The sequence below is a fragment of the Streptomyces sp. LUP47B genome (genome assembly GCF_001746295.1).
Lineage (GTDB): Bacteria > Actinomycetota > Actinomycetes > Streptomycetales > Streptomycetaceae > Streptomyces.
Genome location: NZ_MJAH01000009.1, coordinates 21045 through 32704, shown reverse-complemented (window position 1 = coordinate 32704; position 11660 = coordinate 21045). Strand labels below are relative to the sequence as shown.

The 11660-nt window shown below is 69.7% G+C and carries 10 protein-coding genes; 4 read left to right on the top strand and 6 right to left on the bottom strand.

What is annotated here, in order from left to right:
- Window positions 1-45: 45 nt before the first annotated feature.
- Window positions 46-1791, bottom strand: coding sequence for a lysine--tRNA ligase (gene lysS, locus BFN33_RS26385; protein ID WP_069762660.1), 1746 nt, complete (start codon window positions 1789-1791; stop codon window positions 46-48).
- A gap of 148 nt (window positions 1792-1939) precedes the next feature.
- On the opposite strand from lysS, the gene argS reads away from it, so the two are divergent.
- The gene (argS, locus tag BFN33_RS26380; protein WP_069762659.1) at window positions 1940-3697 is read left to right on the top strand and encodes an arginine--tRNA ligase; all 1758 of its coding nucleotides are present in this window, start codon (window positions 1940-1942) and stop codon (window positions 3695-3697) included.
- Between the two features lies 1 nt (window position 3698).
- Here the strand turns inward: argS and BFN33_RS26375 are convergent, their stop codons facing one another.
- The 3 genes from BFN33_RS26375 to BFN33_RS26365 are packed head-to-tail and all read right to left on the bottom strand — an operon-like array spanning window position 3699 to window position 7431.
- Window positions 3699-4982: a serine/threonine-protein kinase gene (locus BFN33_RS26375; RefSeq protein WP_079141026.1), complete on the bottom strand. Its 1284-nt coding sequence runs from the start codon at window positions 4980-4982 to the stop codon at window positions 3699-3701.
- A 56-nt stretch (window positions 4983-5038) separates the two neighbouring features.
- The gene (locus tag BFN33_RS26370; RefSeq protein WP_069762658.1) at window positions 5039-6973 is read right to left on the bottom strand and encodes a P-loop ATPase, Sll1717 family; all 1935 of its coding nucleotides are present in this window, start codon (window positions 6971-6973) and stop codon (window positions 5039-5041) included.
- Between the two features lie 56 nt (window positions 6974-7029).
- Window positions 7030-7431 carry an ATP-binding protein gene (locus BFN33_RS26365; RefSeq protein ID WP_069762657.1) on the bottom strand — a complete coding sequence of 134 codons (402 nt, stop codon included), beginning with the start codon at window positions 7429-7431 and terminating at the stop codon, window positions 7030-7032.
- Window positions 7432-7544: 113 nt separating this feature from the next.
- On the opposite strand from BFN33_RS26365, the gene BFN33_RS26360 reads away from it, so the two are divergent.
- Genes BFN33_RS26360 through BFN33_RS26350 form a run of 3 tightly spaced genes read left to right on the top strand, consistent with a single transcriptional unit; the run spans window position 7545 to window position 9411 of the window.
- A complete protein-coding gene (locus BFN33_RS26360) occupies window positions 7545-8372 on the top strand; it encodes a helix-turn-helix transcriptional regulator (RefSeq protein WP_069762656.1) in 828 nt (275 codons plus the stop codon).
- On the top strand, window positions 8369-8542 hold the full coding sequence (locus tag BFN33_RS26355; RefSeq protein WP_069762655.1) for a DUF397 domain-containing protein: 174 nt from the start codon (window positions 8369-8371) through the stop codon (window positions 8540-8542). Before BFN33_RS26360 ends, BFN33_RS26355 begins: the two co-directional genes overlap by 4 nt.
- Before the next feature lie 44 nt (window positions 8543-8586).
- Window positions 8587-9411 carry a DUF4253 domain-containing protein gene (locus BFN33_RS26350; RefSeq protein ID WP_069762654.1) on the top strand — a complete coding sequence of 275 codons (825 nt, stop codon included), beginning with the start codon at window positions 8587-8589 and terminating at the stop codon, window positions 9409-9411.
- A 20-nt stretch (window positions 9412-9431) separates the two neighbouring features.
- Here the strand turns inward: BFN33_RS26350 and BFN33_RS26345 are convergent, their stop codons facing one another.
- The gene (locus tag BFN33_RS26345) at window positions 9432-10271 is read right to left on the bottom strand and encodes an arylamine N-acetyltransferase (RefSeq protein ID WP_069762653.1); all 840 of its coding nucleotides are present in this window, start codon (window positions 10269-10271) and stop codon (window positions 9432-9434) included.
- Between the two features lie 70 nt (window positions 10272-10341).
- Entirely contained in the window at window positions 10342-11571 is a 1230-nt protein-coding gene (locus BFN33_RS26340; RefSeq protein ID WP_069762652.1) for a PLP-dependent aminotransferase family protein, read from the bottom strand.
- Window positions 11572-11660 lie beyond the last annotated feature (89 nt).

Below are 11660 nucleotides of genomic sequence, written 5' to 3'. Positions count from 1 at the left end.
GAAAGGGGCCCTCGTCCGAGAACGAGGGCCCCTTCGTCGTACCGCCTACTCCCCGAGCAGCGCCCGGACCCGCTCCTGCCCCACGGCCAGCAGCAGTGTGGGCAGCCGGGGCCCGGTGTCCCGGGAGACGAGCAGCTGGTAGAGCAGGGCGAAGAAGGCCCGCTGAGAGGTCTTGATCTCGGTCGGCAGTTCCTTGGGCGTGGCGTCGGCGGGGAACCCGGCCTGCACCTTGGGCACGCCGTACACGAGGTGCGTGAGCCCGTCGAGCGACCAGTGCGAGGCCAGCCCGTCCAGCAGCAGCCGTAGCGACTGCTGGGCGGCCTCGTCGAGGGACTTCAGCAGCTCGGCGTCGGGTTCGCCGCGCACGATGGTCCGCTGCTCGGCGGGGACCTGGGTGTTGATCCAGGCCTCGGCCTTGTCGTAGCGGGGCCTGGCCTCGTCCAGCGTCGAGAGCGGGTTCGCGGGGTCCAGCTCGCTGAGGATCCGCAGTGCCTGGTCCTCGTGGCCCGCGGTGATGTCGGCGACGGAGGCGAGCGTCCGGTACGGCAGCACGCGCGCCGTCCGGGGCAGCTCACCGCCGGCGGTGCCCACCGCACGCGAGTGCGCGGCGACGTCACCAGGCAGGGCTGCCCCTTCGCTGACCTTGGCGTCCAGCTTGTCCCACTCGTCGTAGAGCCGCTGGATCTCCTGGTCGAAGGCGATCTTGAAGGACTGGTTGGGCCTGCGGCGGGCGTAGAGCCATCGCAGGAGCTGCGGCTCCATGATCTTCAGCGCGTCGCCCGGCGTGGGCACCCCGCCCTTGGACGACGACATCTTCGCCATCCCGGAGATCCCGACGAACGCGTACATCGGCCCGATCGGCTGCTTCCCGCCGAAGATCCCGACGATCTGCCCGCCGACCTGGAACGAGGAGCCGGGCGACGAGTGGTCGACGCCGGAGGGCTCGAAGACGACGCCCTCGTACGCCCACCGCATCGGCCAGTCGACCTTCCAGACCAGCTTGCCGCGGTTGAACTCGTTCAGCCGGACGGTCTCGGAGAACCCGCAGGCGTTGCAGGTGTACGACAGCTCGGTCGTGGCGTCGTCGTAGGAGGTGACGGTGGTGAGGTCCTTCTCGCAGTTGCCGCAGTAGGGCTTGTACGGGAAGTACCCGGCGGATCCGGAGGACCCGTCGTCCTCGGCGGCCGCGCCGGACCCCTCGGCGGCCTCGACCTCGGCCTCGTCGAGAGGCTTCTGCTGCTTCTTCGCGGCGGCCGGGGCCTTCTTGGTCCGGTACTGGTCGAGGATCGCGTCGATGTCGCCGCGGTGCGCCATGGCGTGCAGGATCTGCTCGCGGTAGACGCCCGAGGTGTACTGCGCGGTCTGGCTGATCCCGTCGAACTCGACGCCGAGCTCGGCGAGCGCGTCGACCATGGCGGCCTTGAAGTGCTCGGCCCAGTTCGGGTGGACGGACCCCTTCGGCGCGGGCACGGAGGTCAGCGGCTTGCCGATGTGCTCGCCCCACGACTCGTCGACGCCCGGGACGCCCGCCGGCACCTTGCGGTACCGGTCGTAGTCGTCCCAGGAGATGAGGTGCCGCACCTGGTGTCCCCGGCGGCGGATCTCGTCGGCGACGAGGTGGGGGGTCATGACCTCGCGGAGGTTCCCCAGGTGGATGGGGCCGGACGGGGAGAGCCCAGAGGCGACGACCACGGGTTTGCCGGGGGCCCGACGCTCCGACTCCTCGATGACCTCATCCGCGAAACGGGAGACCCAGTCGGTGGTCTCGGTGCTCTGAGCCACGATCGGCACGTCCTCTTTTACTGAAGTACTGGAGTACTGAAGGCTTGATGGACACCCCATTCTCCCAGACCGTCCCGCGCCGGAGAAAACCGCTTTACCCCCCATGGGATACTGACGGTGTCTATCTGATCCCCCGAGGAGAACGGCACCCACTCCCATGGCCCCGGTCACGTCCCTCAGCGACTCCGTCAACCAGCAGCTCAGCTCCGCGATCTCCGCCACCCTGCCGGAGGCCTCCGCGGACCCACTGCTGCGACGTAGCGACCGGGCCGACTTCCAGGCGAACGGCATCCTGGCGCTCGCCAAGAAGGCGAAGGCGAACCCGAGGGAGCTGGCGACGCAGGTCGTGGCGAAGGTCGAGTCGGGCGACGTGATCAAGGACATCGAGGTCTCAGGGCCCGGCTTCCTGAACGTCACCATCACCGACCGGGCGATCACGGAGACCCTGGCCGCCCGTTACGCGGACACCGCGCGTCTCGGCGTGCCCCTCGCGGAGCACCCGGGCACCACGGTGATCGACTACGCCCAGCCGAACGTGGCCAAGGAGATGCACGTCGGCCACCTCCGCTCCGCGGTGATCGGCGATGCCCTGCGCGGCATGCTCGATTTCACCGGCGAGCGGACCATCGGCCGGCACCACATCGGCGACTGGGGCACCCAGTTCGGCATGCTCATCCAGTACCTGCTGGAGCATCCGGGTGAGCTGGCCCCGGCCTCCGAGGTCGACGGCGAGCAGGCCATGTCGAACCTGAACCGGGTGTACAAGGCGTCGCGCGTGCTCTTCGACGCGGACGAGGAGTTCAAGGAGCGGGCCCGGAAGAGGGTCGTCGCCCTGCAGTCCGGCGACAAGGAGACGCTCGAGCTCTGGCAGCAGTTCGTGGACGAGTCGAAGGTCTACTTCTACTCGGTCTTCGAGAAGCTGGACATGGAGATCCGCGACGACGAGATCGTCGGCGAGTCGGCGTACAACGACGGCATGCCCGAGACCGCCCGCCTCCTGGAGGAGATGGGCGTCGCGGAGCGTTCCGAGGGCGCGCTCGTCGTCTTCTTCGACGAGATCCGCGGCAAGGACGACCAGCCGGTCCCGCTGATCGTGCAGAAGGCCGACGGCGGCTTCGGCTACGCGGCGAGCGACCTGACGGCGATCAGGAACCGCGTCGTCGACCTCCGGGCGACCACGCTCCTCTACGTCGTTGACGTACGCCAGTCCCTGCACTTCAAGATGGTCTTCGAGGCGGCCCGCCGCGCGGGCTGGCTGACCGACGGGGTCACCGCGCACAACATGGGCTACGGCACGGTCCTGGGCGCGGACGGCAAGCCGTTCAAGACCCGTGAGGGCGAGACGGTGAAGCTGGAGGACCTGCTGGACGAGGCGGTGCAGCGGGCAGCGGAGGTCGTGCGCGAAAAGGCCAAGGACCTCACCGAGGACGAGATCCAGGAGCGGGCGGCACAGGTGGGGATCGGCGCGGTGAAGTACGCCGACCTGTCCACCTCTCCCAACCGGGACTACAAGTTCGACCTGGACCAGATGGTCTCGCTGAACGGCGACACGTCCGTGTACCTCCAGTACGCGTACGCCCGTATCCAGTCGATCCTGCGCAAGGCGGGAGAGGTACGGCCGGCCGCCCACCCGGAGCTCGAACTGGCGGACGCGGAGCGGGCGCTGGGCCTGCACCTGGACGCGTTCGGCGGCACGGTCTTCGAGGCGGCCGCGGAGTACGCCCCGCACAAGCTGGCGGCATACCTGTACCAGCTGGCCTCGCTGTACACGTCCTTCTACGACAAGTGCCCGGTGATCAAGCCGGCACCGCCGAAGGACGTCGCGGAGAACCGTCTGCTCCTGTGCGACCTCACGGCCCGCACCCTGCACCAGGGCATGGCGCTGCTGGGGATCAGGACGCCTGAGCGCCTCTGACCTAGGCGATGTGGTCCTCCTGTAGTTCAGCGGTGTGGCGGTTGGTGAAGCGGTTGATCATGCGCTCGGCCTCGCGCTGCGGGAGCGTGACGCCGTAGGTCGCCTCCACGTCTCCCCTGAGCTGGTCGGCGGAGGGGTAGCTGCCGTCGATCGACTTCTTGAAGACCTGGTAGAAGTCCTCCTCGGACATCGGCGCGGTGATCCTGTCGATCTCCGCGTCGATGTCCTCGGTGCGCCGAACGAGGGCCTTCAGCTCACGCCTGGCCGTCTCGACCATGAGCTTGGCCCGGCGGGTCGCCACGGCCTTGCATTCCTCTGCCTCCTCGACGATCCGCGCCGCCTCCGCCCGTGCCGCTGCCAGGAACCTTCCGGCGACGTCGAAGGTGGACCCGAGATCGGCTAGGTCCAGGACGTCCCTCCCGGGCGTCATCAGAACGTCTTCGACCAGGATGGTGAGCAGTCTGTCGCGGACAGCCGCGGCGTCGTCCGGCCGGTCTTCGGGGCGCTTGGCGAGGAGATGGAGGATGAGGTCGTTCAGGGCGGTCGGAATGCCGCCGCGCAGCTCGACAGGAGCGATCGGTGTGTCCTCGATCTGCATACGGAGTACGGCCCACGGCGTGGAGCTGGTGAACGGCGGCCTGCCCGTCACCGCGTGGTGGAGAAGACAGCCCAGCGAGTACAGATCGCTGCGGTGGTCGATCTCCCGGGCGCCCTGGGCCTGTTCGGGAGACATGTACATCGGTGAGCCGAGCGGTGTCCCGGTGACTGTGAGGTCGCGGGCCCCGAGGGTCTCGCCCATGAACTTCGCGACCCCGAAGTCGAGGACCTTCACCGTCCCCTCGTCGGTGAGGAGCACGTTCGCAGGTTTGATGTCCCGGTGGACGACCCCTTGGCGGTGCGCGGCGTCCAGTGCCTGGGCGATCTGCGCGGCCCATGCGACGGCGAGAGCCCAAGGCAGAACGCCGTCCTTGAGCCGCTTGCCGAGAGGCACGCCCCGCACGAGCTCCATGACGAGATACAGGGTGTCGCGTCCGCCGTCGACCTCGACCTCTCCCCAGTCATGAACGGTCACGATGTTCTGGTGGCACAGGCGCCCCGCCAGCTGCACCTCGCGCTGGAACCGGGCCTGCGTCTCGGCCTCGCCCATCCCGTGCTGTGGATGTACGACCTTCACGGCGACGTCGCGCCGCATTCGCACGTCCTCGGCGGCCCAGACCTGCCCCATGCCACCGGAGCCCAGCAGCCCGGTGATCCGAAACCGCCCGGCCACCACCTTGTTCAGCACAGATCCATTCCCCCGTCGGCGCCCCGTCCCGCAACTCCCCTACGAGTATGGCGCCTTCAGTACCCCGAAGAGTCCCCCGAGCTCCCGTACGACCCACCCGCCGACCGCCGCAACCGCCGTACCTCCTCCTCCACCCGGCGCGCCACGTCACCGACGCCCGTGCTCTCCTCCAGCCCGCTGGCGCGGAGTTGGGCGGCGAGGTTCGTGAAGTAGTGGGCGGTGGTGAGGAGATGGTCGTCCACGTCGAGACCGACGGACGCGGCGGCCCCCGGAGGGATGCGGTTGACCTCGGCCAGTACCCGGTTGATCTGGAGCGTGATCTCGTCGCGGACGTCCCGCGTCAGCGCCACCGCCCGTCCCACCTGCGCGAGGATCGAGTGGCAGGAGCGTGCGAGCTGCATCAGCAGCCGGTCATCGCGGTTGAGGGAGGACGAACCCGAAGCGCCGGGGCTGTAGTTGCCCGAGGAGATACGCGCGTCCGCGAACTGGGGCTCATAGCGCCGCAGGTCGAAGGCGGTCGTCGCGCCCAGCGCCGCCCGGAAACAGGGGTGGACCTGGAACTCCGTCTCGTGCGGCTGGACCGGCAGCCCGTCGTCACCGGCGTACACCACGTCGTTGCCGCGCCGCACCCCGAGGAACCCGACCCCGTGGAGCACATCGATGATCCCGGGCAGCGTCAACGCGTTGGCGTACGCCGGGAAGTCGTGGTGCAGCGTCTCGGCGGCCGCTTCGAAGCGGCGGGTGAGCGCGGCGCGCGTGACGACGTACCCGGTGTTCTGGAACAGCGGGAAGAGGTTCCTGAGAAAGGGGTGCGCGACCAGATACTCCGAGGTCAGATCCTTGAGCTTCCACTCCGAGAACTGCCGGCCCGCCTGCGCCACGTCCGCCTCGGTGATCCGGTCCCGCTCGTGGTCCAGCCAGGCCTTCTCCTGGCACAGGTTGAGGAACTGGATGGCGTCCCGGGGCCGGGGCAGACAGCGCCCGAAGAGGTGGCCGGTGATCTCCTCCCCGCCCACCGTCTCGGGGAACAGCTCCTTCCACAGCCGCTCCTCGGTCAGCTCCTCCCCGACGGAGGCCCGCGCCCTGGCCCACGCGAGGTCCTTCAGGGCCTGTTCCGTCCAGGTGATCCTGAGCTCGTCCCCGTGGAACTTGTCGCCCTCCGCGAAGGACAGCGAGTCGTAGATGTCGGCGCGCAGGAACAGCAGGAAGCGCACGGAACGGCCGTACAAACTCGCCGCGTGCTTGGCCGCCAGCAGCAGCCCGATCACCATGGAGTTGCTGTCCGGCTCGGCCGACCACACCTGTTCCAGCTGGTCGACCATGAGCAGCAGCGGTGGGTGTACGACCCCGTCGCACCCCAGGTCGGTGAATGCCCGCGCCACGCCCTGCTCGACAATCTCCAACTGCCGGGCCGCACGGGCCCCTTCGGACGGCGACTGGGCGAGATCCACGCTCGCCTTGATCCCGAAGGCCTCGAGGGACAGCGAGGTCTGCAGCCCCCGGGCCCCCTGCGCCAGCCGCTCCACCAGCCGGCCGCCGCCACCCGGCGCCTCACCGTTCTGCTTCAGAAACCGCCCGAGCGCCTTGACCGAGTCGATCTTGTGGCCGCCGTCATGCGCGCCCTTGGCATGGTCGACGAGATACCGAGCGGCGTGCACGGCGAACACATACCGCCAGATCAGCGCCTTCGCCGAGTCCCCCGGCAGCCCCTGAAGCTCGAACCGCCGGATCTCCTCCCCCGCGGCCTCGTCAGGGGTGACGAGCACCTTCCCGCCCCGGTGCCCGCCGTCGCCGTCGGACATCAGCTGCATGCAGATGGCGCTCTTCCCAGACCCCTTGCGTCCGATGATCAGCATCTTGCGCCCGCTGAGCGCTCCCCGGTACGCCGCGTTCGACAGAAAGCCGCCGCGCAGCAACAGCCCCTCGGTCACGTCCCGTTCGGCATCTTCACGCCCGAAGTGCAACTGTGCGAGCACCGGCTGGTCGGCCATCCCGTCCCCCTACGTCGGACTGATTCCCAAGGTATCGGGACCCACCGGCAACAGGGCTAGGGCCACGCGAACTCGCACCACACCGCCTTCCCCAACTCCCGTTCCCGCACACCCCACTTGTCACTGAGCGCGGCCACCAGCAACAGCCCCCGCCCGCCCTCGTCCCCGTCGTCGACGACGTGCGGCACCCCGCCCCCGCTGTCGTGCACCTCCACGACCAGAGCGCTCACGTCGTACCGCAGGAACAGTCTCAACTGGCGTCCGGGCGGTACGCCGTGCAGTAGCGCGTTGGTCACCAGTTCGCTCACGCAGAGCAGTACGTCGTCCGCCCGCGCGGTCCCCGCGAGGCCCCAGCCGGCCAGGGCCTCGGTCGTGAACCGGCGTGCGGCCTGGGCGGATCGGCGTTCGCGGCGGAAGAACCTCTCGCGCAGGAGCGGTGGTCGGGTCGTCTCGTTCACGGGACGAGAGTTGCGGAGAGTGACTACCGTGGATCACTCGGTGAGCCCGTACAGATTTTTTGTACGGGCTCGCACCGGGTGACGTACGCGTCCCGAGGGGGAGGGAGACCGTCATGAGCGCCAGGAAGACGCCGCGGCCGAAGAACCTCACGTCCATGAAGATGCTCGGCAAACAACTCGGCACCGCCCGCCGCGCCGCGGGCCACACCCAGACCGCCCTCGCGGACCTCGTCCTCGTCGACGAGGAGACCATCGCGTCGATCGAGCAGGGCAGACGGACCCTGAAACCGGACCTGGCCGCGTTGCTGGACGAAGTCCTGGAGACGAAAGGGATGTTGGCGGCGGGGGTGGCCAACCTGCCGGACATCGACCAGTTCCCGATGTGGGCCGAGCTGTACGTCGAGCACGAGCGCGAGGCCATCGCCCTGTCCTGGTACGACGCCCTGGTGGTACCGGGCCTGCTCCAGACCGAGCCGTACGCGCGCGCCTTGCTGAGCGGGCGCGTTCCGGCGTACGACTCGGACGAGTTGGAGACGAAGGTCGCGGCGCGCGTCGGCCGACGGGAGATCCTGCGCCGCAAGGTCCCGCCGACACTGAGCTTCGTGGTCTGGGAGCCCGCGCTCCTCATGCCCACAGGCGGCCGCGAGACGCACCTGGACCAGTTGCGCTTCCTGCGCGAGTGCGCCGAACTCCCTTGCCTGTCCTTGCAGATCCTGCCCCTGAGCCGCACCTCGCACGCGGGGKACGCAGGCCCCTTCAYACTTCTGGAGACCCCCGACCACCAACACCTCGCCTACACCGAGTCCCAGCGCGGCAGCCAGTGGGTATCCGACGCAAACGAGGTGTCCATCCTCGCGCGCAAATATGCGATGCTGCGAACTCAGGCCCTCACCATCGAGGACTCCAGACGCCTGTTGGACCGTCTGCTAGGAGAGCAATGAGCACGGCACTTCTGTGGTTCAAGTCGACCTACAGCAGCAGCGAGGGCGGCCAGTGTCTCGAAGTGGCCCTCTGCCCCCAGGCCATCCACATCCGCGACTCCAAGAACCCCGAGCCCACCCTCCGGGTAACGCCCGCCACTTGGACGGCCTTCACCACCGGTCTCAAGTAGCGGCCCGTCGGCCATTGTCAGTGGCGGCCCCTACAGTCACTGACATGGCGACTCTTCCCAACCCGCTGCCCACCCTGGCGGCAGACCCGAGCGGCCGTTCGCTCGGACTCGGGCTCCCCCTCGGGAGACTGATCGACGAGACGGACGACGGTCCGTGGCACGAACCGTTGCTGTGGCATGCCGAGTACACCGCGTCCTCCGGCGCCTGGACCGCGCTGGGCACTCGGGCCGCGCGAGCGGGTCTGCTGCCGGTGCTGATAGATGTCGGCGGCAGCGAGGGCGGTCCGGACGAGTGGGAGTTGATGCCCGGGGAGATGTCGTACCCCGGGGACCACGACCCGGAGGAACTGCTGGCGGAGTACTGGGCGTACGCGATCGAGGAGCCCGACGACCTCGACGAGACGATCGCCCCGTACGACGAGGCGTGGCCCGGCACCGTCCCGGCCCCCGCGTCCCTGAGCATCGACCCCGACCGCCGCGCCGCCGAGACGGCCGACGCGCTCCTCGACGAGGGCTCGTGGTTCAAGGACCCGCGCCTCGCCCTGGTCCCGGCCCGCCGCAGCGCCGACATCCCGGCAGCCATCGGCTGGGCGGGACCGATGAACTACGAGAACGACGTGGCCCGCCTCTGTGCGGTCCTCCGCTCCTGGGAGGACCGCTTCGGCATACGCGTGCTCGCGCTCACCTTCGACCAACTGGTGCTGTCCGTCGCGGCCCCGCCCACGACGAAGGGCGAGGCGGAGGCCGTCGCCGCCGAGCACTTCGCGTTCTGCCCGGACAACATCACCCAGGGGCACCACGAGACCCTGCGCGAGTACGCCGAACACGCGGTGCTGGGACAGCGGGTCTGGTCCTTCTGGTGGGACTGAGCTGGTGGGACTGACCGGAGTCAGCCGGGGAGCAGCCGTGCTCCCTCCGGCGCGCTGATCCCGAACTCCTCCTCCAGGAGCCGCCGAGCCTCCGCCTCGTCGGTCAGCTCCCGCTTCTTCACGGTCCCGTCGGCACGGGTCTCCGTGAGGAGGCTGCCGTGGAGGAGGAGATGGCGCTCGGCGGTGACGCTCTGGACGTAGATCTGCTGGGTGAAGGGTGAGCGCGGGTTGGTTCCGATGTGCCAGTTGATGACGTCGAAGTCGGGCTTCTCGAACGGCTCCAGGGTGAAGGCGTACTGATCCGCCCACCTGTCCTCCTGGTGGGCCTGGAGCACCCACAGCTCCAGCGGCCCCCGGTGCGGCACCCGCACCAGACGGTGAAGCCGTCCGGCGTCGAGGAACTCGGTGTCCGTGCGGAGCGGCACCGGTTCCAGCAGCGCGCCGATCGCCCCGAACCCGACGTCGGCGAGATAGGGCTGCGGGTCGCCGGGGATCTCCACGAGCAGCGCCATGTGGGTACGCGGCCGGCTATCGACGGTGTCCGCACCGAGGACGACCCGGGCCGCCAGCCGGGTCACCCGGAAACCGAGCTCCTCCAGGGCCAGCAGCAACAGCGTGTTCTGCTCGTAGCAGTACCCACCGCGCCGGCTCCGCACGAGCTTCGCCATCAGGTCACCGGGTTCGAGGGAGGGCGCGCTGCGGCTCAGGGCGTCGAGGTTCTCGAAAGGGATGCCCCGCGTGTGCGCCAGGTGTACCCCCGCGAGCGTCGTGAGGTCGGCCCGCCGCTCGCCCTCCCACCCGATCCGCGCCAGATACTCACCAAGATCGAAACCCGGGTCGCGCACAGTGTCATCGGCCATGCCTCCACCGTAAGCAACCGCCCGGCCCCCGTCCGCCGACCACAGCAGCACCGGCACTCCGACCTTCGCCCTAGGTCTGCGCCTGGGCCTGGACCTGCACCTGGGCCGCCCGGAAGGCCTCCCCCAGCCTCCCCAGCCCCTCCCCGATCTCCTGCGGCGTCTGCGTCACGAAGCACAGCCGCAGGGTCGAGCGGTCGGGCTCACCGGCATAGAAGGGCGCCCCGGGGACGTAGGCGACATTCCGTGCCACGACCTGCGGAAGCAGCGCGGTCGTGTCGTACGACGACGGGAGCCGCGCCCAGAGGAACATGCCGCCCTCGGGCCGGGTCCACGTCGATCCCTGGGGCAGGGCGTCGGCCAGCCCCGCCAGCATGGCGTCCCGCCGCTCCCCGTAGACCCCGGCGACGCGCCGCACCTGCGCGTCGAGGTCCCGGTCGGCCAGGTACCGGGCCGCGGCGAGCTGGTTGACGGTCGGGGTGTGCAGATCGGCGGCCTGCTTGGCGACCGCGCAGGCCCGCCGGAGCTCGCCGGGCGCCCGCAGCCAGCCGAGCCGCAGCCCGGGGGCCATGACCTTGGAGAAGGACCCGAGCAGCACGACCCGGTCGCGGACCTCCTCGTGGGAGGCGATCCACGGCACCCGCTCGCCCTCGAAGCGGAGTTCGCCGTACGGGTCGTCCTCGACGATCCACAGCCCGCACCGCGCGGCCACGGACGCGACGGCGGCCCGGCGCTCCGCGGACATGGTCCGTCCGGTCGGGTTCTGGAAGGTGGGCACGGTGTAGAGCAGCTTGGGCCGCTCCCGCACGACGAGTTCCTCCAGCGCCGCGGGATCGGGCCCCTCGTCGTCGCCCGGCACGGCCACCACGCGGGCGCCCGCGACCCCAAAGGCCTGCAGGGCGGCCAGATAACAGGGGCTCTCGACGAGCACCGTGTCCCCGGGCTCGATCAGGGCGGTGGCGAGCAGCGACAGGGCCTGCTGCGATCCGGTGGTGACGAGGACGTCGTCGGCGTCAGTGGCGAGCCCGCGGGCGGACATCCGCTCCGCGAGAGCCGTCCGCAGCACGGGCTCACCCTCGGTGGTCGAGTACTGGAGCGCGCGCTCGGGCACCTCCTCCAGGACCGCGCGGAAGGCGGCCGCGATCCCCTCGGCGTCGAACAGTTCGGGCGCCGGCAGCCCGCCCGCGAAGTTGATGACGTCGGGGCGGGCGGTGACGGCGAGGATGTCCCGTACGGGTGACCCACCGACCGACCGGGCCCGGGCGGCGAGCGGCGGCACGGAAGCGAACGTGGGCACCGTCATGGCACGGCTCCTTCGACTGCTGACTGCGGACTGCGACGACTGGGTCCAGCGCAGCCTAGGCAAATGAATGCCGCCTACAAGCACCTTTC